The organism is Rhizobium sp. P40RR-XXII, from assembly GCF_012641405.1.
In the GTDB taxonomy this organism is placed as follows: Bacteria; Pseudomonadota; Alphaproteobacteria; order Rhizobiales; family Rhizobiaceae; genus Rhizobium.
In genome coordinates this window covers 650355-670386 of sequence record NZ_JABAII010000001.1, presented here as the reverse complement: position 1 = coordinate 670386, position 20032 = coordinate 650355, and the positions used below count along the sequence as shown (strand labels likewise).

The 20032-nt window shown below is 59.9% G+C and carries 19 protein-coding genes; 8 read left to right on the top strand and 11 right to left on the bottom strand.

Annotated features, from left to right (window positions below):
* Positions 1-57: 57 nt before the first annotated feature.
* Genes HGP16_RS03240 through HGP16_RS03230 form a run of 3 tightly spaced genes read left to right on the top strand, consistent with a single transcriptional unit; the run spans position 58 to position 2399 of the window.
* Positions 58-843: a DeoR/GlpR family DNA-binding transcription regulator gene (locus HGP16_RS03240; RefSeq protein WP_168838565.1), complete on the top strand. Its 786-nt coding sequence runs from the start codon at positions 58-60 to the stop codon at positions 841-843.
* 22 nt (positions 844-865) lie between these two features.
* Positions 866-2050 carry an MFS transporter gene (locus HGP16_RS03235; RefSeq protein ID WP_168838608.1) on the top strand — a complete coding sequence of 395 codons (1185 nt, stop codon included), beginning with the start codon at positions 866-868 and terminating at the stop codon, positions 2048-2050.
* Complete coding sequence (locus tag HGP16_RS03230) at positions 2016-2399, top strand: VOC family protein (protein ID WP_168838564.1); 384 nt, start codon at positions 2016-2018, stop codon at positions 2397-2399. The genes HGP16_RS03235 and HGP16_RS03230 overlap by 35 nt, the downstream gene beginning before the upstream one ends.
* A 147-nt stretch (positions 2400-2546) precedes the next feature.
* Here the strand turns inward: HGP16_RS03230 and HGP16_RS03225 are convergent, their stop codons facing one another.
* Complete coding sequence (locus tag HGP16_RS03225; RefSeq protein ID WP_168838563.1) at positions 2547-3122, bottom strand: TetR/AcrR family transcriptional regulator; 576 nt, start codon at positions 3120-3122, stop codon at positions 2547-2549.
* A gap of 66 nt (positions 3123-3188) precedes the next feature.
* Between HGP16_RS03225 and HGP16_RS03220 the strand changes: the two genes are divergently transcribed.
* Complete coding sequence (locus HGP16_RS03220) at positions 3189-3893, top strand: DUF4336 domain-containing protein (RefSeq protein WP_168838562.1); 705 nt, start codon at positions 3189-3191, stop codon at positions 3891-3893.
* 89 nt (positions 3894-3982) lie between these two features.
* Here HGP16_RS03220 and HGP16_RS03215 read toward each other — a convergent pair whose 3' ends face one another.
* The gene (locus tag HGP16_RS03215) at positions 3983-4570 is read right to left on the bottom strand and encodes an ATP-dependent Clp protease proteolytic subunit (RefSeq protein ID WP_168838561.1); all 588 of its coding nucleotides are present in this window, start codon (positions 4568-4570) and stop codon (positions 3983-3985) included.
* Positions 4571-4800: 230 nt separating this feature from the next.
* Here HGP16_RS03215 and HGP16_RS03210 point away from each other — a divergent pair, with 230 nt between their 5' ends.
* On the top strand, positions 4801-5604 hold the full coding sequence (locus HGP16_RS03210) for a DUF2076 domain-containing protein (protein ID WP_168838560.1): 804 nt from the start codon (positions 4801-4803) through the stop codon (positions 5602-5604).
* 59 nt (positions 5605-5663) lie between these two features.
* Here the strand turns inward: HGP16_RS03210 and queF are convergent, their stop codons facing one another.
* Entirely contained in the window at positions 5664-6128 is a 465-nt protein-coding gene (gene queF, locus HGP16_RS03205) for a preQ(1) synthase (protein WP_168838559.1), read from the bottom strand.
* 1 nt (position 6129) lies between these two features.
* Positions 6130-7044 (bottom strand): cation diffusion facilitator family transporter, encoded by a 915-nt coding sequence (locus HGP16_RS03200; protein WP_168838558.1) that lies wholly within the window; start codon positions 7042-7044, stop codon positions 6130-6132.
* Between the two features lie 404 nt (positions 7045-7448).
* Here HGP16_RS03200 and bluB point away from each other — a divergent pair, with 404 nt between their 5' ends.
* Positions 7449-8189 (top strand): 5,6-dimethylbenzimidazole synthase, encoded by a 741-nt coding sequence (gene bluB / locus HGP16_RS03195; RefSeq protein WP_246703246.1) that lies wholly within the window; start codon positions 7449-7451, stop codon positions 8187-8189.
* Positions 8190-8228: 39 nt separating this feature from the next.
* On the opposite strand, the gene HGP16_RS03190 is transcribed toward bluB, so the two are convergent.
* From HGP16_RS03190 to HGP16_RS03175, 4 genes are all read right to left on the bottom strand, one after another.
* Positions 8229-8864: a glyoxalase superfamily protein gene (locus HGP16_RS03190; protein WP_168838557.1), complete on the bottom strand. Its 636-nt coding sequence runs from the start codon at positions 8862-8864 to the stop codon at positions 8229-8231.
* A gap of 118 nt (positions 8865-8982) precedes the next feature.
* Entirely contained in the window at positions 8983-9765 is a 783-nt protein-coding gene (locus HGP16_RS03185; RefSeq protein WP_168838556.1) for a TIGR02117 family protein, read from the bottom strand.
* Positions 9766-9819: 54 nt separating this feature from the next.
* Entirely contained in the window at positions 9820-12009 is a 2190-nt protein-coding gene (locus HGP16_RS03180) for an anthranilate synthase (RefSeq protein WP_168838555.1), read from the bottom strand.
* 266 nt (positions 12010-12275) lie between these two features.
* Complete coding sequence (locus HGP16_RS03175; protein WP_168838554.1) at positions 12276-12641, bottom strand: antibiotic biosynthesis monooxygenase; 366 nt, start codon at positions 12639-12641, stop codon at positions 12276-12278.
* Positions 12642-12765: 124 nt separating this feature from the next.
* Here HGP16_RS03175 and HGP16_RS03170 point away from each other — a divergent pair, with 124 nt between their 5' ends.
* On the top strand, positions 12766-13665 hold the full coding sequence (locus tag HGP16_RS03170; RefSeq protein ID WP_168838553.1) for a LysR family transcriptional regulator: 900 nt from the start codon (positions 12766-12768) through the stop codon (positions 13663-13665).
* A gap of 15 nt (positions 13666-13680) precedes the next feature.
* Here HGP16_RS03170 and HGP16_RS03165 read toward each other — a convergent pair whose 3' ends face one another.
* The gene (locus HGP16_RS03165) at positions 13681-15204 is read right to left on the bottom strand and encodes an ABC-F family ATP-binding cassette domain-containing protein (RefSeq protein WP_168838552.1); all 1524 of its coding nucleotides are present in this window, start codon (positions 15202-15204) and stop codon (positions 13681-13683) included.
* A 419-nt stretch (positions 15205-15623) separates the two neighbouring features.
* The gene (locus HGP16_RS03160; RefSeq protein WP_168838551.1) at positions 15624-17855 is read right to left on the bottom strand and encodes a TonB-dependent hemoglobin/transferrin/lactoferrin family receptor; all 2232 of its coding nucleotides are present in this window, start codon (positions 17853-17855) and stop codon (positions 15624-15626) included.
* Between the two features lie 273 nt (positions 17856-18128).
* Between HGP16_RS03160 and HGP16_RS03155 the strand changes: the two genes are divergently transcribed.
* Complete coding sequence (locus HGP16_RS03155; RefSeq protein ID WP_168838550.1) at positions 18129-18971, top strand: extensin family protein; 843 nt, start codon at positions 18129-18131, stop codon at positions 18969-18971.
* A gap of 163 nt (positions 18972-19134) precedes the next feature.
* On the opposite strand, the gene HGP16_RS03150 is transcribed toward HGP16_RS03155, so the two are convergent.
* On the bottom strand, positions 19135-19980 hold the full coding sequence (locus HGP16_RS03150) for a methyltransferase domain-containing protein (RefSeq protein WP_312862852.1): 846 nt from the start codon (positions 19978-19980) through the stop codon (positions 19135-19137).
* Positions 19981-20032: the final 52 nt, after the last annotated feature.

The window sequence follows — 20032 nt, the reverse complement described above, 5'->3', positions numbered from 1 at the left end:
AAATCGTGCATAAATGCGCAGATTGACTCTCTTATTTATGCACGTTATTACATGATTATGAGCAATTCACTTCCATTGTCCCGCCGGGATGTTATCGAATCGCGGCTTGCAGAGGGGCGGCAGATCATCGCCGCATCGCTCGCGGCCGAGTTCAACGTGTCTGAGGATGCCGTGCGCCGCGATCTGCGGGCGCTTGCAGCGGAAGGCAAATGCCGGCGCGTTTATGGCGGCGCGCTCCCTCTCCTGACGCCGTCGCAGCCCATGGCCGTACGCGTCGGACAGGAATCCGGTCGCAAGAGAGCCTTGGCGAAAGCCGCTGTCGCGATGATCGAGCCCGGCGAATTCCTGTTTTTCGACAGCGGCAGCACCAATCTCGCGATGGTGGATCTTCTGCCGAAGAACCTGGAAGCGACGATCGCGACGAATTCCATCGACATAGCGAGCGCCGTCATGAAACGCGGCGACATCCCGCTCGTCCTGATCGGCGGCGCGGTCGATCCCATCGTCGGCGGCAGCGTCGACGCGTCAGCGGTTGCGGCCATCGACGCCATGAACATCGACCGCTGTTTCCTGGGTGTCTGTGCCGTTTCGGCAAGAAACGGCATCAGCGTGTACGAACATGCGGATGCAATCTTCAAACGGATGCTCCTCAAGAGAAGCGCATCGCGCATCGCATTGATTACCTCGGAGAAATTCCACGAACGCGCGCCGCATCGCATCGGCGCCGCTGGCGATATCGATTGGCTTGTTGTCGAGGATGATCTGCCTGCCGACGACGAAAAAACAGCCGTCGAGGCCGGCTTCTCGCTCGTGAAGGCGAGCAACGTCACCTCATCCTCCTGATCTCGAAAGACAAGCAATGTCCATGCAATCCACCGATCGACCGGAAACCCGGCTGGCAACCCGACTTGCCTTTCTGGTTGGGGGATTTGCCCTCGCCTGCTGGGCTCCCCTCGTCCCCTTCGCCAAGGATCGCCTCGGGGTCGATGACGGCGTGCTGGGCATGCTGCTGCTTTGCCTCGGCCTGGGTTCGGTGGCGGCGATGCTGGCGACCGGAATGCTGAGCGCGCGATATGGCAGTAAGCCGATCATCATCGCCGGCGGCCTCGGTCTCGCATTGATTCTGCCGACGCTCGCGGTCGCCGGCACGCCGTTCACCCTCGGCCTTGCGCTGGCAGCCTTCGGCGCCTGCTTGGGATCACTCGACGTGGCCATGAACATCCACGCCGTCGAGGTCGAGAAAGGCGCGAACCGGCCGCTAATGTCCGGCTTCCATGCACTCTTCAGCATCGGCGGCTTCATCGGCTCCCTGCTCGTCACGCTGTTGCTGTCGATCAAAGCTGGTCCCCTCGCCGCGACGCTTCTAAGCTCGGCCGTGATGGTCGTCGCCATGATCGTCGCATGGCCACGGCTGCTGCGGACCGTCCCAGCAGAGGACGCGCCGCTTTTCGTCATGCCACGCGGCTTCGTGCTGCTGCTCGCCGCGCTGGCAGCAACCACCTTCCTTGTCGAAGGTGCGATCCTAGATTGGAGCGCTCTGCTTCTCACCACGCAAGGCCAGGTCGATACGAGCCATGGTGGCCTTGGCTACATGCTGTTCGCAATTGCGATGACGGCGGGCCGCCTGAGTGGCGATGCCATCACGGCAAGGGTTGGAGACAGGACCGTCATGCTGTGGGGCGGCATCGTCGCGGTGGCGGGCTTTGTCATCCTCCTCCTCAGCCCGATCGCGATCCTCGCCATGAGCGGTTTCCTGCTGATCGGTCTTGGCGCTGCCAACATCGTTCCAGTCCTCTTCCGCAAGGGCGGCGCGCAGAAAGCCATGCCGGCGGGCCTTGCCGTCGCGGCTATCACCATGACGGGATATGCCGGCGTGCTCGTCGGCCCCGCTGGAGTCGGTTTCGTCGCGGATCACATTGGCCTGCCCGGCGCTTTCTGGGGGCTCGCCCTGCTCCTCTGCGTCGCTCCTCTCTGCGCTGGGATCGTGACCCGCAATCGAGAACAGGGAGAGACCGATGCGCATCGCTCATACCGCTCTATGGACGCGTGATCTCGATGCCGCAGCCAATTTCTGGAAGACCTATTTCGGTGCAACCGTCGGCGAACCCTATCAAAGCCTTCGCCGCCCGGGCTTCATCTCCCGCTTCGTCCATCTGGCCGGGAGTGGCGATCAAATCGAGCTGATGACCGGCCCCTGGCTTGCCGCCGACAGGCAGGATGAGCGCATCGGCTGGGATCATATCGCCGTGTCGCTTGGGGATAGGGCATCCGTCGACGCGCTGGCCGAGCGATGCCGGACGGATGGCTGCCTGAAATCCGCGCCCCGCACGACAGGCGACGGTTTCTATGAGGCTGTCATCACCATGCCGGACGGAACGCCGGTCGAGATTACCGCTTAGGAAGAGCCATTCGCACCACAAGCGATTTTCAAGCTCGCTGCTCTTTGGAACGTTGCAACCTCCCGAGCAGCGAAAAGCTGGCGGCGGCGGCGTCCGTCGCCAGCACCCAACGTACGATTGGAAATCGTACGCAAGAGATATCGATATCTAGGACTGAGAGCCGATTCCCTCGACGACAATACGGATGATATGCCTGATCTCATCCGCACTGAACGATCCGACGGCCAGAGCCGTCAACATCGCCTGTCCGTAAATGCCGAGCAGCACCAACGACATGAAATTGGGATCCTCGTCGCTCCGAATAACGCCCTGCCGCTGGCCAAGCATGAGAAGGTCCCTAACCAGCCCTTGAAAAGACGGCCGATCCGATGGCGGCTCCAGCGACGGTCTTTCGGCAGGGGCAAGCGCCAGCTTTGCAAGCGACGGATTTGCCAGGCACCATCCCGCGCTATCGAGAAAAACCTGTTCGAGCAGAATAAAAACATCCTCGTTCGCGTCGATACGAGCCCGATAGATGGCATCGCCCGCTTCCACGCGAGCAATCAGCTGCAGAGCTATGTTTTCCTTCGAGTCGAACAGATTGTAGACCGTCTTGCGCGTAAGACCCGCCCGCAAGGCGATCTCCTCGACGGAGGTTTCGGCAAAGCCCAGTTCCCAAAATGCCCCGTCGGCAGCATCCAGAATAAGAGCACGGGATCGTTCCGTCCGCTTCAGTCTTGGCATTTTTATACATTAGTGTAAATTTACTCACATGTAAACTTTCGGCAACAAAATGGGGACGGTGTGAAAATGCCTGCAATCCTCAGGGAATTCGGTCCGGATATCTGGATCGCGGACGGCCCGATCGTCACGGCGGCGGGTGGCTTTCATTACCCCACGCGCATGGTTGTTATCCGACTGGTGGATGGAAACCTGTTTTTATGGTCGCCGACGCGGATGTCGGATGAACTTCGTGCTGACATCGATACCTTGGGCAGCGTGCGCTATTTGATCCCACCCAACTCGCTGCATCACGTTTTTCTCGGCGATTGGCAACGGACCTATCCGAACGCCAAGGCATACGCGCCGCCCGGTCTGATCCAGAAACGCGGCGATATTCGATTTGACGGCAATCTCGATGAAACTGCGCAAGAGGATTGGGCGGGCGAGATCGATCTGGTCGTCATGCGCGGCAACCTGATTACGACGGAGGTCGTCTTCTTTCATCAAATGAGCAAGACAGTGCTCTTCACCGACCTCATCCAGCACTTTAAGCCAAACTGGTTCAGAGGCTGGCGCGCATTGATCGCCAAGCTCGACCTTATGGTTGGCCCCGAGCCTTCCGTGCCGCGAAAATTTCGCGTTGGATTTACCAATCGCCGCGCGGCGCGCACATCCGTCGAGCGCATTTTGGACTGGCCATCGGAAAAGGTGCTGATGGCCCATGGCGATCCGATCACCGAAAATGGACAGGCCTTCATGGCCCGCGCTTTTCGCTGGCTCACGCGCGGCTGAAGGCTCTAACAAGGCGCCCGGAACGAAAAACGTCCTCGCCTGCCTATCGGCAAGCAAGGACGCTCAATCAGTAAGGCAGATCCGCTGGATCAAATATCCGTCTGCGAGGTCACGATGCGCGAGACCAAGCCGTAGGCCTTGGCTTCCTCGGCGGAGAGCCAGTAGTCACGGTCCGTATCCTTGGCGATCTTTTCGATCGGCTGGCCAGTGGCTTCCGAGAAAATCTTGTTCAGGCGCTCGTTCATCTTGATGATTTCGCGTGCCTGGATTTCGATGTCGGAGGCCATGCCGCGCGTGCCACCGGACGGTTGGTGCAGCAGGAAGCGCGTGTTCGGCAGGCAAATGCGGCGCTCCTTCGGAGCGGAGACATAGATCAGCGCACCGGCGGAAGCGACCCAGCCCGTGCCGATCATCCAGACCTTCGGCTTGATGAACTTGATCATGTCGTGAATGGAATCGCCTGACTCGACGTGGCCGCCGGGCGAATTCACATAGATGCGGATGTCCTCGTCGCTGGCGGCGGCAAGGGCAACGAGCTGCGAGCAGACCTTCTGCGCCAGCTCCTGCGTGATGCCGCCATAGATGAAGATCGAACGCGACTTGAAAAGATTCGCCTCCGCGTCCTTGCCCAAAGGCAACTCGGTCTTCTTGTCTTCCTGTTCGTCTTCGTCGTTCATTCAACTCTCCAGCAGATGCGTCGTTCACCGCACATAGTGCGACTCAATGCGTAAAACAATGCTGGAAAAAGACAAGGCGGGAATAGCACTGGAGAACATGGCGCATTGGTTGCGGATTACCGAAATGTAACTTGAATGGCTTTGAAAAGCCGAGATTGGATCCTACGTCAGGTCAGCGCGATGAGGATCGCGCCCCGAATTTGCAGCAACAGATAGCCAAGGAGGCCATCATGTCGCCTGAAGAACGTCAATTGCTTACTTCTCTCTTCGATCGCGTGCGCACGGCATCCAGTACCCAGCGCGACGCCGATGCTGAGACCTTCATCAACCAGTCGGTCCGCGACCAGCCCTATGCGCCCTATTTTCTGGCGCAGGCCGTCATCATGCAGGAACAAGGCATGAAGGCGGCGGCCGATCGCATCCAGCAGCTCGAAGCCCGCGTGCACGAGCTCGAGCAGCAGGGTGCCGACAATCACCAGCAAGGCCAGAGTGGCGGTTTCCTCGGCGGGATCGGCTCCCTCTTCGGCGGCGGCCAGCAACAGCAGCGCGCCGCCGCACCGCAGGGCGGCAATCCGCAGCAGCAGGGCCGCCTTTACGACGATTATGCCCGGAATGCGCCTCAGCCCGGCCCCTGGGCTGGCCAGCCGCAACCGCAGCCCTCAGGCCCTTGGAGCCAGCAGGCCGCAGCGCCTTCGGCTGGCGGCAGTTTTCTGCGCGGCGCGCTCGGCACGGCAGCCGGTGTCGCCGGCGGCGTGATGCTGGCGGAATCTCTCTCCAGCCTGTTCAGCCCGCATCTGGGCGGCACGGCGGCAGGCGCGGGTCTCGGCGGCCTCTTCGGCGGGACCGCGGCCAATGCAGCCGAACAGCCTGTTCAGGAAACGATCATCAACAACAATTATTTCGGCAACGACGACAATAGCGGCCAGAATGATCAGAGCGCGGCCGATTACGCCCAGGACGCTGCCCAAGACGCTCAGGACGATGATTATGACGACTCGTCCTATGACAATGGCGACGACAACTCGTTCGCCTGAGTCGCAGTCTCATCGAATCTATCAGAAAGCCGCCACCCCCGGATGGCGGCTTTTTTCATTCAGCCGCGGCCGCGATAGGGCTGAACGCCCTGGTCGGGCAGCCAGACACCCTCCGGCGGCTTGCCGGTCTGCCAGAAGACGTCGATCGGAATGCCACCGCGCGGATACCAGTAGGCGCCGATGCGCAGCCACTTCGGCTGCAGCAGATCCACCAGACGCTTGGCGATATAGATCGAGCAATCCTCATGGAACGCGCCGTGATTGCGGAAGGAATGCAGGAAAAGCTTGAGCGACTTCGATTCCACCAGCCACTCGTTCGGGATGTAGTCGATGACGATATGGGCGAAATCCGGCTGGCCCGTCATCGGGCAAAGCGATGTGAATTCGGGCGCGGTGAAGCGCACGACATAATCCGTGCCGGCATGGCCGGACGGCACTTTTTCGAGAACGGCCGCTTCGGGGTTTGCAGCGGTCTCTGTCTGGCTGCCGAGCATCGACAGGCCGGAAACATCGGTTTGGGGCATCTCAGGTCTCCTTGATCACTTTGACGCGGATGCCATGGGCCTTTTCGCCCTCCGGCTCCACGTGAATGGTTATTTCGGCGCCCGCATGGATCGCCCGTATGGCATCTTCAAGGCGGTCGCAGATGCGATGCGCATCGCGCACCGGCATGGCGGCGGGCACGACCATGTGAAAATCGACGAATGTCACAGCCCCTGCCCTGCGCGTCTTCAGATCGTGAACGCCAAGCGACCCGTCGGCATTCTTGGCGATCGCATCCTTGATGATCTCCTCCTCCTCCGGCAACACGGCCTTGTCCATCAACCCGTCGATGGAACTGGAGATGACCTTCCAGCCCTGATAGAGAATGTTGATGGCGACGAGAATGGCAAGCACGGGGTCGAAGATCGGCTGTCCGGTACCAAGTGCCAGCAGCAGGCCAATAAGCACGCCGATCGAGGTATAGACGTCGGACATGATGTGCTGACCGTCCGCCGTCAGTGCCGGCGAGCGGTGCGTCCGTCCGGCCCGGATCAAGGTCAGTGCCCAGGCGCCGTTGATGACGCCTGCGACGAAGTTGATTGCCAGGCCGAGCACCGGCGCCTGCATCGGCTGCGGATTGCCGAGATGCCCGACCGCCTCCTGCACGATCATCACCGCCGCAACGACGATCATCACGCCTTCGGTGACGGCGGAGAGATATTCCGCCTTGTGGTGGCCGAACGGATGATCGTGGTCTGCCGGCTTCTGCGCGTAGCGGATGACGAAGAAGGCGATGAAGGCTGCCACGACATTGACGAGCGATTCAAGCCCGTCGGACAGGAGTGCCACCGAGCCCGTCAGCCACCAGGCCAGCATCTTCAGCCCCATCACGCCGAGCGACAGCGGAATACCCCAGAGGGCGAGCCGCCTGATCGTATCGTTTCCCTGACTGTTCATGCCCTTCCCCAATGTCTTCCGCGCCTGCTCATGCGAATGAATTGCAAGAAAGGCGCCGTTGAAATGCAAAACCGCCCACGCGAATTTCGCGCAGGCGGCTCATTGGCGGTCCATATGGGACAGAATGCCGAGTTTGTCAAAGGAGGCGGCCATTTTCCGCGCGACAATTCGTCCTCAATATACGGCTTGAACGAAGCGCGGTCTTGGAATGCAAGCCGGAGCGCGAGCAAGATTTGCCGCAAACCGACGTTCCGCGACAACAGGAAGCCGATTACCCGCTCGCCTGTGGAAAATCCTGCTGGTAATTTCGTCCGTGATTGCGCACTAAGCTGGGCCTCAGCCTGATGTGCAAGACTCCGATATCGGCCGATGAACCGCCGCTCTTTATGAAACCATGGTTGAACATGCCCTCTTTTAAAAACGATGCCGATGCGGCGCCCGTCACTGCTGACACCCCTGCCGGCGCTTCGGAGCATCTGGTTGCCGCCGGCGCATTCTCCGAAGAAGAGCGCAACGCCGTTTATCGTGCCATCGAGACCCGTCGCGACGTGCGCGACCAGTTCCGCTCCGATCCCCTGCCCGACGATCTCGTCAGGCGCTTGCTCGAGGCGGCCCATTCGGCTCCGTCGGTTGGATTCATGCAGCCATGGAATTTCATCCTGATCCGTCAGCCCGAGACGCGCGAGCGCGTATGGCAGGCGTTTCACCAGGCAAACGAAGAAGCCTGCGCGATGTTCGAGGGCGATCGTCGCGCGCAATATCAGCGGCTGAAGCTCGAGGGCATCCGCAAGGCGCCGCTCAGCATCTGCATAACCTGCGACACCAAGCGCGGCGGCCCGGTCGTGCTCGGCCGCACGCATAATCCGGACACCGATGTCTATTCGACCGTCTGCGCCGTCCAGAATCTCTGGCTTGCCGCACGAGCCGAGGGCGTCGGCATCGGCTGGGTCAGCATCTTCCACGAGGAGGCCATCAAGGCGATCCTCGGCATACCCGAGCATGTGAAGATCGTCGCCTGGCTCTGCGTCGGCTATGTCGACGAGCTCTACGACATGCCGGAACTCGCCGTGAAAGGATGGCGCGACCGGCTCCCGCTCGACAAGCTCGTCTTCGAGGAAGGCTGGCAGGTCTGCGACGACATGTAAAGGCCGCCGTTCTTCAGCGGCCCACGACGGATGCAAACATCACGATCTGAACGCGACGAACGAGATCACATTACCATCCGGGTCGCGCACATGGAAATCCGTACCGCCCCATGCCTGCTTGGTGAGCGGCTGGGCGAACTCCACGCCTTTCGCCTTGAACTCCTCGAACAATCCCTGGACGTTCGAAACCTCGATCGACGCCAGGATCAGCGACCCCTCTTTCGCCGCAGCAGCTGCAAAATAGGGTTCATAGACGAGCCGCAAGTGGATCCAGATGCCATCACGCGACACCGCACCATAGAATGGCGGCAACCCATGCAGGAACTCCGGCGCGAAGCCAAGCTTCTCCCGGAAGAAGGCCGCGCTGGCCGTCACATCCCGCACGAAAAGAATCGGAACGACACTCTTGAAAACCGGCGGTTCCGCAGATGCCGCCGGCATCTTCGGCGCATCCGCCGCCATGGCCTTCAATTCGGCCCAATTCTTGTGGCCTGCTTCGACCGCGACGATCTCCTGCGCCAGCGTCAAAGGGAACTTCATCGCTAGGATCTCACGATCCGTCAAAGCCTTGAGACGATCGAGCGTTCGAACTCTCCCGCCGATGGAATAGTCGCGCTCGCGGTGCCAGCGCATCAAGAGCTTGGCTTGTTTGCGATAGGTATCGAGGGTGGGCATGGGCAGACTCCTGCTGAGGATAATCAGCGGGCGGGCCTAGCCCTTTCGGCCTCCATGCCGATGTGCCCCACAGGAACGCGAGAAGATTAATTTACAACCCACGGCAAGTCAAACCACCTCACGGCAGAGCCTGGCTTGCAACGAAACGCTCGTCCTCGTTGTGCAGGTTTAGAGACAAGCGCAGCATTATGGGCAACGCCGTCCAAAAGCCCGAGGTCAAACCCGCCTGTCTCAATGCCGCCGCCGTCCAGGTATTGCAGCCCACCAATGCGTTGAAATAACCCCGCGCTTCGAAGAACGTATCGTTCGGTCCGTAATTGCTGCCAGGCAGGGGCATCGGCCCATTGTCGGCCTGCTCGAAGCTACCGAGAATGAATTGCTTGAGCCCCTCAAGACCCGCAGCATCGATGTTGATGACCGTGACAGCCGGCGCATCAAGCGGAATATCGCCCGCCAGTTCCGCATGAATGACGGAGCGGTCGAGAGCAAAGCTTTTCAACACAGGACCTGCCTTCAAATCGGCCCAAGTCCGCGTCTCCGTATAAAAGCTCCGGCCGCCCCAGCCGAAGACGAGATAGCGCAAGTTCGGATTGTCGAGATTCAGCCCAGCCGACCGCAGGAATGCGAAACGAGTGATGAGATCACTATCAACGGGAATGGCAATGTCCGTATGGATAGGGTTGCTGAGCATGAGGATCTGCCGGGAGCGCCCGGTACGCGCGGGATCATCAAGCCAGAGCGGTCGCGGCACAACGATGCCAAGGCCGACGAGGAGCACGACAGCAAGAAGGGCGAAGAAGATGCCTTTGAATATCCCTGAGATCACCGACTGAAAGCCCCCGCCATCGATCAATCTCTTGAGTGGTTTGTTGGCTCTTTCAAGGCAGAAAAATAGCCCCATGCACTTTTTCCGAGTACATAGGGCTATCAAACTTCCGAGCTCTAAACGCTCGCCTCAGGCGGCCTTCGTCTTCACCCGCCGCGCCAGATGCGCCACGACGTTCTCGATCATCCGCATGCCGGCATCGCCGCCGAGCGTCATGATCGATTCCGGGTGGAACTGCACGGCCGCGATCGGCTCCTTCACATGCTCGATGCCCATGATCGTGCCGTCTTCACTTTCGGCCGTGATCATGAAGTCGCGCGGCAGGCTCGACGGATCAGCAAAGATCGAATGATAGCGGCCGACCGTCACTTCGCGGCCGAGGCCCGAGAAGACCAGACCCGGCTCCAGCACGCGGATGCGGGAGGGCTTGCCGTGCATCGGGATCGCCAGATGGCGCAACTCGCCGCCATAGGCCTCTGCCAGCGCCTGCAAGCCCAGGCAGACGCCGAAGATCGGCAGGTTGCGCGCCCTCGCCTTCTTGATGGTCGCCTTGCAATCGAAATCCTTCGGATTGCCGGGACCTGGCGACAGCACGACGAGATCCGGATCGAGCCGGTCGAAGACCTCTTCCGGCACCGGCGTACGCACGGTCGAAACCGTCGCGCCCGTCTGGCGGAAGTAGTTGGCAAGCGTATGGACGAAGCTGTCCTCGTGGTCGACGAGCAGGATCTTCACGCCCTTGCCGACGGAAGCGACGTCACGTTGTTGTTTGCCGGAATTGCCGGTCTTGGCGTCACGGATGGCGGAAAGCATGGCGGAGGCCTTCAGTTCGGTTTCGGCTTCTTCTTCCTCGGGGATCGAGTCGTTGAGCAGCGTCGCGCCGGCGCGCACTTCGGCAATGCCGTCCTTGATGCGGACGGTGCGCAGCGTCAGGCCGGTGTTCATGTCGCCATTGAAGCTGACCATGCCGATCGCCCCGCCATACCATGCGCGCGGGCTCTTCTCATGGCTCTCGATGAAGCGCATCGCCCAAAGCTTCGGCGCGCCGGTGACGGTGACGGCCCAGGCGTGGCTGAGGAAGCCGTCGAAAGCATCCATGTCATCGCGCAGGCGGCCTTCGATGTGGTCGACCGTGTGGATGAGGCGCGAATACATCTCGATCTGGCGGCGGCCGATGACTTTGACCGAGCCCGGCTCGCAGACGCGGCTCTTGTCGTTGCGGTCGACGTCGGAGCACATGGTCAGCTCGGATTCGTCCTTCTTGGAATTCAGCAGCTTCAGGATCTGTTCGCTGTCGGCGATCGGGTCATCGCCGCGCTTGATCGTGCCCGAGATTGGGCAAGTCTCGATGCGGCGGCCCGACACCCGCACGAACATTTCGGGCGATGCGCCGACGAGATACTCCTGATTGCCGAGATTGATGAAGAAGGAATAGGGCGAAGGATTGATCGCCTTCAGCCGCTTGGAGATATCGGACGGCTTGCTCTCGCAGCGCTCCATGAACTTCTGGCCGGGCACGACTTCGAAGAGATCGCCCTTGCGGAAGCTCTCCTTCGCCTTGACCACCAGTTCGGCATATTCGCCGGGGCGGTGATCGCTCTTCGGCGGAATGGCATCGGTGTGCCGGAACGGCTCGGGCGCGATCTCGCCCGACTTGCCTTCCGTCGATACGTCGCCCTTGGCGAAATCGTACCGGTCGATCCAGGCCTTGGCGGAATAATTATCGACCACCAGGATTTCGTCCGGCAGGTAAAGCACCATGTCGCGCTGGTCGTCCGGGCGCTTGAGCTTCAGGTTGATCGCGTCGAACTGGAAGGCGAGATCATAGCCGAAGGCACCGTAGAAGCCGATGCTGGCATCCGCCTGCGAATAGAAGAGATCGGTCACGGCGCGCAGCACGGTGAAGACCGTCGGCATTTTCGAGCGCTCTTCCTCGGTAAAGACGCGATCCGGCGTCTTTACGGCCAGATCGAGCCGGCGCGGCGTCGAAGCGCCAAGAACGACCTCTGAAACCGTCTTCAGCTTTTCCGCGATGAAGCCGAGAATGACTTCGCCGCGCTCGTTATAGGCTTCGATCCAGACATCGCGCCCATTGCAGGACAGGCCGAGCGGCGGATCGACGATGGCGGTATCCCAACGCGTGTAGCGGCCAGGATATTCGTAATTGGAGGAGAAGACAGCGCCACGGCGCTCGTCGAGCTTGTCGATATAGGACAAAACCGCATCCGCATAGGGCGTCGGCCGACGCTGCCGGGTGACGGTGATGCCGCCCTTCGTCTCGTAGATTTCCGCACCATCATCCCGAAGGATCGTTACCATTGTTCCTCACTCCGTTATCGGGCCCGGACGACAGGCGGCCAATATAACAAAAAAGCCGCCTCGAAATCTCGGGCGGCTCACTCGTCGTCTTTGAACACGATTGGTCGAGGCCGCCTCAGCGCGCCCACCACCAAACCGCAATGTTGTTCAAGGACATGTTCATGGCGGGAATTGTTAGCGTGAGATGCCACGATGCGCAAGCGGAAGATGGAAGGAAAGTTTCCGGCATGAGAAAGCACCGTCCGCTCGCGATCGATCAAGGTTCGTCAGACGCGACCACTTTCAGAATGGCCGAGCTTCGGCAAAACCAGATCACCAACGGTGTAGGTGTGGAATTCGCTCTTCGAAACCTGGTCGAGCCTGCGGAATTTCTCGACAAAGACCGGATCGGAGAAGAATTCGTCGACATTGCCAGCGCCTTTGATGGCTTCGATATTCACAACCGTCAGACCGTCCGTGCTTTTGGCGAGATTGCTCCAGAGGAACCCTTCTTTCCGTTCGGCGACATAGTGAACGACATCCTGGATCACTCGGAAAGCCTCCTCCTGCTTGCCGGGATGAACGTGGATGACATTGACGATGAAGGTGGTCGGCTGCGGTTGGGTGATGAAATGTGCGGAGTTCGTATTCATTGCGGTTCCTTTTGAAAAAGCGGCGTCATGTGCCGCGCCGACACTGGATATCGGGGTTGAGATAGCGGATAAATGATCCGGTATTCTCATGAGATCGGAATTATATTCCGCAATTGGAGCGACGATGGATAGGCTTGGAACGCTCGGCATCTTTGTGCAGACGGCAGAGGGCGGCAGCTTCGTCGCAGGCGCGCGACGGCTTGGCCTCTCCAGCTCCGCCGTCGGCAAGGCGATCGCCCGCCTCGAACAGGAGATGGGGGTTCGCCTCTTTTACCGCTCGACCCGCAGCATGACATTGACCGAAGAAGGCAGCTTCTTTCTCGACACCTGCCGGAGGATCATATCCGAGCTCGATACCGCTCAGGCGGAGCTTTCGAAATCGCGTACGGCTCCTCGCGGCCATCTTCGCGTCAGCCTTCCCTTGGCGGGGATGCTGTTGATGCCGGCCATATCGGCTTTCATGCGCGCCTATCCCGATATCACGCTGGATCTGGATTTTACCGATCGGCTGGTCGATGTGATCGAGGAAGGTTTCGATGCGGTCATCCGGACCGGCGACGTCAAGGATACGAGGCTGATGAGCCGCAAGCTCGGCACGTTCCGCTTCCAGATCGTCGCCTCACCGGACTATCTGGAGACGGAAGGCATGCCGCTTGCACCTGAAGACCTGCTTCAGCACAAATGCCTGCATCACCGCTACCCAAGCACGGGCAGGCTGGAGCCGTGGCCTCTGGTGCGCAATGGGGAGGAGTTGCGGCTCGCCTTGCCAACGACGACGATCGCCAGCACCATTGAGCCGCTCATCCACCTTGCCGAGAACGGCTTCGGCATAACATGTCTGCCGCCCTTTGCCGTCAGGACGCAAATCGCCGACGGCCGGCTTCTGCCATTGCTCGAAGACCACATCGCGAAGACAGGCATCTTCCGCGTATTGTGGCCCACAAGCCGCTATCTCTCTCCGAAAATACGGGTCTTCGTGGATTTCATGGCGGCCAATCTGTTTTCGGGTCAGTTGGCCGCCTGAGCATTCCGTGCTCGTCTACTCTTGCGCTCTGGCGGCTTCGAAGAACTCCTCGGGGCCGTCCACCTCGACCAGCCGCTTCCGGTCGATCAGCCAGAAGCGATTGCCGACCGATCGCACGAAACTGCGATCGTGCGAAACGAGAAGGCAGCTTGCCTCGTTCGCCGTCAGCTCGCCCTCCAATGCTTCCTGGCCGTCGATATCCAGATGGTTTGTCGGCTCGTCCAGGAGGTAGAAGTTCGGATTGGTCAGCCGCAGCAACAGCATCGCAAGCCGCGCCTTCTGCCCGCCGGACAGACGGCCGATCTCCCGACCCTGCATATCGATGCCGATACCGACACCGGCCAGCAGGGTGCGGGCGCGCTGTTCGCCGAGCTCGAACAGGCGCGTGATCATCCCGAGCGGCGTGTCTTTCTGACCGAGATTGGAGAGCGCCTGATCGCTGTAACCGAGCACGAGGGACGGCGTCGGCTTGATCGCGCCGCCGGCGGACGGATCGGCAATCGCCCTGAGGATCATCTCGACGAACCGCGTCTTGCCGGCTCCGTTCTGCCCGAGCAGCACGATGCGGTCGCCCTGGCAAATCCATTGCTGGCCGGTTTTGAACAGCAGCGTGCCGTCCGGCGTCGTCACCGAGGCATCCTCCAGCGTCAGAAGTACCTTGGCCTGGATGCCACGATTGGCGAGCTTGATCGAGCCGGAGGAGCGTTCGCGATAGCCCGGCTTTGCACCGTCCTCCAGCTTCTCGGCACGCGCCTTTAACTGCTTCGTCTTGACTGTCAGCAGATCGCTGCCCGAGTTGACGCCAAGATTGTAAAGCTTGGCCGCCTGCTTGCGCAGTTGCTGCGCCGTCTTCATCTCCTTCTGATAACGGCGCTCATCCGAGGCATCGACCTCGTCCAGCGCCGCCCGCGCGCGGCTATATGGCAGTGCATAGGCCTGCGACTGGTCTTGACGCAGGAACAGGGTCCGGCTGCAGACAGCATCGAGGAAAGCGCGGTCATGACTGGCGATGATGACGGGCACGTCACGCGGCAAGGCATTCAGCCAATCTTCCAGCAGCGCGATCTTGGCAAGATCGAGATGGTTGGTGGGTTCGTCCAGCAGCAGCACGTCCGGCTCGGTCACCCAGACGCGGGCAAGCATGGCAAGCCGCTGCCAGCCGCCGCTAAGCCGGGTAAGCGTCCTCTCCCGCATCGCCGCAGGTACGTCGAGGGAATCGAGGGTGACATCCACGCGCCAGCTTTCGCTCTCAACCAGGTCCTTGGGCAAGGCGCGCAGGACGGCATCGTAGAAGGAAACGTCCAGCAGTTCCGCCGGCACATTCTGCTCGACATAGCCGACGCGGAGGCCGCGAGCGCGGGTGATATTCCCCGATGTCGGCTCCTGCCTGCCCGCTATGCAGTTGAGCAGCGTGGTCTTTCCGCGCCCGTTCGCGGCGACGATGCCGACACGGTCACCGGCATCGACGGTGACGTTGAGATTGGAAAACAGCGGCGCACTCATGGTGACGCCCAGATTGCGGAGATTGATCAGAGTCATGGTCTCTTCCGGTCTCTATCGAGCATCCCGTGACATCGCCGACGGCTCCTTTTGCCGCGCTACGCCGATGTCGATGGCCACAAGCGGGCCAATGCTCGAAAACATGTCATGACGCGGCCGCGCAAATGCGCGGCTCACGTCGCCCAAAGGGCAGACCAGAAGGAATGAGTGAGTAACAGCCTCTGATCAGCCCTGCAAACGCATCTGCAGGGCACGAGTCGGACCGAACTGGCGAATATGCCAGACTATCTTGGTCATATGGTCCTCCTCTCTTTTCTCTTGGCGGGTGAAAGACTGCGAGCCTCGAATAACACCGAACGTTGCGATTTACAATTACGCAATTTTCCCGATGTTACGCCAGGTGCAAAAAAGAGGCGATACCGAAGCATCGCCCAAGTTTGCTGCATCGATGAGACGGCTTAGAAGCGTTGCGTCAGCGTCAGCTTGAAGGTCCGGCCGGGCTCGGAATAGTAGGATGCAGGCTGTGTCTGCGAAACACTGTAAGAAGGCGAGTTCAGCGCATCGTAGTAGGTCTTGTTGAAGATGTTGTAGACGCCGCCGCGAATGCTGAGGCCCTTCACCTGCTCCGGCTCCCACCAGGCTGTGAGATCGAAGATGCCATAGGCAGGGGTCTGCAGCGTATCGCCCGTCTTCTTCGCCTCGCGAGCCGCGGTGATGAAGGTCAGGTCCGTTCCCCAGACTTCGGTCGCGTAGCCTACCGTGAAGGCAGCCTTTGCCGGAGCAACGGAGTTGATCCACTGGTCCGTATCGGAATCCTTGCCGTTCACATAGGCAAGTGCGCCCTTGATATGGATGCCGTTGTCGAACTTCTTGTGTGCGTTGACCTCGACGCCGAACATGCGGACGTTGGCGCGGTTGAAGTATTCGGTGATCCCGAGCGGATAGGTGCCTGTGGGATCGCGATAGTTCAGCGTGTCGATGAAGTTCTTGTACTTGTTGTAGAAGGCGCCGACATGGCCGCCGAAATCGTCATCACCGAGGTTGGTGCCGATTTCGATGCCGTTGCTGGTTTCCGGCTTCAGATTGGGATTGCCGTAGCTGACATAGCCACCGGGGACACCGTAGTTCACGTAGAGCTCGCTAACGTTGGGTGCACGGAAGGCCATCGCCCACTGGGCATAGATCTCGACATTGTCCTGCGGCTGATAGGAAGCACGCAGCTTCGGCGAGATACGGCTGTCGGACTGACCTGACGGCAGCCCATTGTAGTTGGCGCTATCGCGATAGGCGGCCGTGTTCTTCGGAGAATAGTCATACCAGTCGAAGCGCAGGCCCGGCGTCAGATAGAAATTGCTGGAGCCCAGTTCGATCTTGTCATCGATAAAGGCGCCGACGCGCTTGCCGTCGACATCGGGCATGTCGGACTGATTGGTGTGCAGGAATGCGCAAGTAGCGCGCCAGCGCGGGTTGCTGCAGCTATCCTTACCGGCCGAATACTGATGTACCTTGTCGAAGGCGACATCGAGACCGAACGTGACCTGGTGATGCAGGCTGCCGGTGTCGAAAGACTTCGACGCATCGCCGCTAAAGCCGATGCTGCGGTCTTCCATTTCGTTAAGGCGTGAATAGTCGCCGATAACGGACGTATACCGATAACCTGCGGTACCGGTTTCGCGCACAAGATTCTGCCAGTAGAAAACGGCATTGGCGGTATCGAGCAGCGAATCGGCGCTATCGGCTTCATATTTATAATCGAGCGACAGGCGATTGCGCTCGATATTGTCTGTCCCATCGTAGTTGCCGGGCCGGAAGTTTCCGGTCGGGCTTTGCAGGGTCATCAGGTCTGTGTCTTTATCCTTGTTGTAGTGCTCGGCCGTGATGCCGAAAGTGCCGATGTCGGTATATTGGCGGATCTTGAACAGGCCGCTTCTCTGATTGTAGTCGGCCGGGTTAGCCTCGCTACGCTTGGTCGAATAGCCGCCGACATCGCCATTGTTCTCAAGCTCGTGACCGTGAGTGTAGCCGCCCTGAAAGAGAACGGCCGTATTGTCGATGCGCTTGGCAACGGCGGCCGCACCGCCGACGCTCCGATCGTCACCATTATAACCGAACTTGAAGACGCCACCCCAGGTGGAGCCGGGCGTGATCAGATCTTCCGGTTCCAGCGTACGCAGCACGAAGGCGCCGCCGAGAGCCCCCGAACCGGCCCGGCTCGAATCTGCACCGCGCACAACGTCAACGCTTGAAAGCGCGTTGAAATCGAAGCTGTTAATACCACCATCAGAGTCGCGAGACGCATCGAGAAGAAAAGGAATCTGGATGCCGTCGACCGTCGTCAGCACCCGGTCGTCGCCGAGACCACGAATATTGACGCCGCCGGTAGTGCGGTTGAAACCGACGCCGACTTCCGTGCTGCGGCCGAGATCCTCGATGCGCGTGATCTGGTTGTCATCGATCTCCTTGGCCGTCGTCTCGCTGGCGGTCGGGGAGTCGGCAAGCACATCCTTGTTCGCCGTGCCCTTCCCCTTCACAACGATCGGTTTCAGGTTGGTAACGCGATCGCCCTTGGCGGCCTCGCCCGTCGCCTCATCATTCTGTGTTGCTGTTTGCGCAAGAGATGTCGTCGCCAGCCCGAGAGCCAGAAACGCAGTGCATGCCAAAAGAGCCGAACGGGAGCGCCGGACAACCATAACCATTCCTTTCGAAGGCTTCACCGGGCTGGCTGGTTGCTGCGTCGAGGCAGGCAAGGGGCTGGCTAGGTCAGTTTTGTTAATGAGACGGAAATATCCCGCCTTCTTTCTGCCGCATAAAAAACATGAGTATTATTGTCAATATATCCCATCCACGGAATCATGAATAAATTATCATGTTTAAAGACAGAGGACGAACGTTGCTGAATTGCAACGAAATGGCGACCTCAAGCGTTCTAGTGACACCATCATTAGAATTGGCTGATTTACTTGATGTTGTTTAGAACCATTTCACTAACCTCTGCCGTCATCGTGCTCATGGCCGCTTCTCTTCCCCAGACCGGCCCGATACCAGAACAAAAACCGGATCAGGAACAGGCTGAGCCGAGCGGCGCGCCCCCAATCCCGGCAGAGAAGCCCGTGACATCTCCGGACAAACCCGTCGTTCCGGCGGAAAAGCCGAGTGTTGAACCAGAGGAAAAACCGGTAACCCAGCCAGAAGAGCAGACGACGGGCGAGATGCAAGGTCCCCCTCGCCCACCTCTGACCGTCGCCACCGAACCGGACGAGGAACACCAGGCATGCCTGAAGGAACTGACCGCGATGGGAGCGGCCTTCAAGGAAATTCCCCGCATTGACGACGGCAACGGCTGCGGCATCGACAAGCCGATCTCGCTTGCTTCGCCGTTGCCGGGGATCGAGTTCAAGCCTCAAGGGACGATGCGCTGCGAAGCGGCCCTGGCTCTGGCCCAATGGATGAAGGAGAGCGTGATTCCATCAGCCGCCGCATTGGACGACGGCAAGATCGTCACCGTCAATCAGGCTTCGACCTATATCTGTCGCCTGCGCAACAATGCCTCCGCCGGCAAGATCTCGGAGCATGCCCGCGGCAATGCCATCGATGTCGCAAGCTTCACGTTCGAAAACGGCAAGACCATCGCAATCGAGCCTCGGCGCGAAGATCCGACGCTGACGGGCGCGTTCCAGCGCGCAGCCAGTGCCTCCGCCTGCCTCTATTTCACCACTGTCCTCGACCCGGAGAGCGACGCCGCGCACGAAACGCATTTCCATCTCGATGTCATCGAAAGGAATGGCGGCTTTCGCTACTGCCACTAGAGCCGGATGATTTTAGGTCTGTTCGACCTAAAATCTGAATCCGCTCTAGAAACAAAGAAATGGAGCGTGATGTCGTCCGAAAACCGCCTACACTTTTCGGCATCACGCTCTAAAAGCACGTCGATCAATCGATGGTTCGACCATCGTTAAAATTCGGGGCCGATCATGCTCCAATGCCGGCATTCGAAAACCAGACCTCGCGGTAGATCGCAACGGCCGTTTCATCGGGCGCATGCTCCTCGGTCAGCCAGATGGACTGGATGGATCGAGCCTGGCCTCGATTTGGGATTCTAATAGATTGCGCCGGATCCGATGCACCGATGCATGGAATGAAATAAGCAGGCATCAAAACGTGAGCGCTGAACCCGATATCTCCGCGCGTGATCAGGACGGCAAGCCCGACCCTGTCGTTCGCCTGCCAGGGCACGATGAGCCGGCCTCCGGGCCGCAACGCCTGCAGCCATGACTTCGGCGGCGCCACCACGCCGGCACTCACATAGACCAGGTCCGCATCAGGAAGCTCGAACGAAGTCGCGTCGGCGCAGACGACGGAAACCTCTTTAAAGGCGGCGAGATTGTCGCGCGTGCGGCCGGCTAAAGCTTCATCGATCTCGATGGCATGGACATGACCGCCCGGCGTTACCAGCGTCGAGAGAATGGCGGTGTAGTACCCGGTCCCCGTCCCGATCTGAACGACGGTTTCGCCGGGCTTGGGTGCGACGGCGCCCAAGAAGGCGGCATGGAGAAATGGCTCGCCGTTGTTGATGCCCTTCGATCTGTCCAGGGAGACCAAAACATTCTGATAGAGAAAGGTTGGGTCGTCGCTCGGCGTTTCGATATAGCGTCCGTTGACCACGATCTCCCAGGGTCCCGGCCCCATGAAGGCTTCGCGTCGCACCAGACGAAAGGCGCGCTCCAGCCTTTCATCCGCCGAGTGGCTGGCGGCTGCCATCATTCTCGCATGGAAAGCGCGTATATCGTCCAGGCTGGCACGGCTATCTGCAGTCACGATCCGCCTCCGCTCTCGTATCCGATGATGCCGATGTCCGTTGTCGATCGTG

Excerpts from the sequence above, each read along its gene's own strand:
- HGP16_RS03240 (WP_168838565.1), top strand. The coding sequence starts at position 58 with ATGAGCAATTCACTTCCATTGTCCCGCCGGGATGTTATCGAATCGCGG.
- HGP16_RS03235 (WP_168838608.1), top strand. The coding sequence starts at position 866 with ATGCAATCCACCGATCGACCGGAAACCCGGCTGGCAACCCGACTTGCC.
- HGP16_RS03230 (WP_168838564.1), top strand. The coding sequence starts at position 2,016 with ATGCGCATCGCTCATACCGCTCTATGGACGCGTGATCTCGATGCCGCA.
- HGP16_RS03225 (WP_168838563.1), bottom strand. The coding sequence starts at position 3,122 with ATGCCAAGACTGAAGCGGACGGAACGATCCCGTGCTCTTATTCTGGAT.
- HGP16_RS03220 (WP_168838562.1), top strand. The coding sequence starts at position 3,189 with ATGCCTGCAATCCTCAGGGAATTCGGTCCGGATATCTGGATCGCGGAC.
- HGP16_RS03215 (WP_168838561.1), bottom strand. The coding sequence starts at position 4,570 with ATGAACGACGAAGACGAACAGGAAGACAAGAAGACCGAGTTGCCTTTG.
- HGP16_RS03210 (WP_168838560.1), top strand. The coding sequence starts at position 4,801 with ATGTCGCCTGAAGAACGTCAATTGCTTACTTCTCTCTTCGATCGCGTG.
- queF (WP_168838559.1), bottom strand. The coding sequence starts at position 6,128 with ATGCCCCAAACCGATGTTTCCGGCCTGTCGATGCTCGGCAGCCAGACA.
- HGP16_RS03200 (WP_168838558.1), bottom strand. The coding sequence starts at position 7,044 with ATGAACAGTCAGGGAAACGATACGATCAGGCGGCTCGCCCTCTGGGGT.
- bluB (WP_246703246.1), top strand. The coding sequence starts at position 7,449 with ATGCCCTCTTTTAAAAACGATGCCGATGCGGCGCCCGTCACTGCTGAC.
- HGP16_RS03190 (WP_168838557.1), bottom strand. The coding sequence starts at position 8,864 with ATGCCCACCCTCGATACCTATCGCAAACAAGCCAAGCTCTTGATGCGC.
- HGP16_RS03185 (WP_168838556.1), bottom strand. The coding sequence starts at position 9,765 with ATGGGGCTATTTTTCTGCCTTGAAAGAGCCAACAAACCACTCAAGAGA.
- HGP16_RS03180 (WP_168838555.1), bottom strand. The coding sequence starts at position 12,009 with ATGGTAACGATCCTTCGGGATGATGGTGCGGAAATCTACGAGACGAAG.
- HGP16_RS03175 (WP_168838554.1), bottom strand. The coding sequence starts at position 12,641 with ATGAATACGAACTCCGCACATTTCATCACCCAACCGCAGCCGACCACC.
- HGP16_RS03170 (WP_168838553.1), top strand. The coding sequence starts at position 12,766 with ATGGATAGGCTTGGAACGCTCGGCATCTTTGTGCAGACGGCAGAGGGC.
- HGP16_RS03165 (WP_168838552.1), bottom strand. The coding sequence starts at position 15,204 with ATGACTCTGATCAATCTCCGCAATCTGGGCGTCACCATGAGTGCGCCG.
- HGP16_RS03160 (WP_168838551.1), bottom strand. The coding sequence starts at position 17,855 with ATGGTTGTCCGGCGCTCCCGTTCGGCTCTTTTGGCATGCACTGCGTTT.
- HGP16_RS03155 (WP_168838550.1), top strand. The coding sequence starts at position 18,129 with ATGTTGTTTAGAACCATTTCACTAACCTCTGCCGTCATCGTGCTCATG.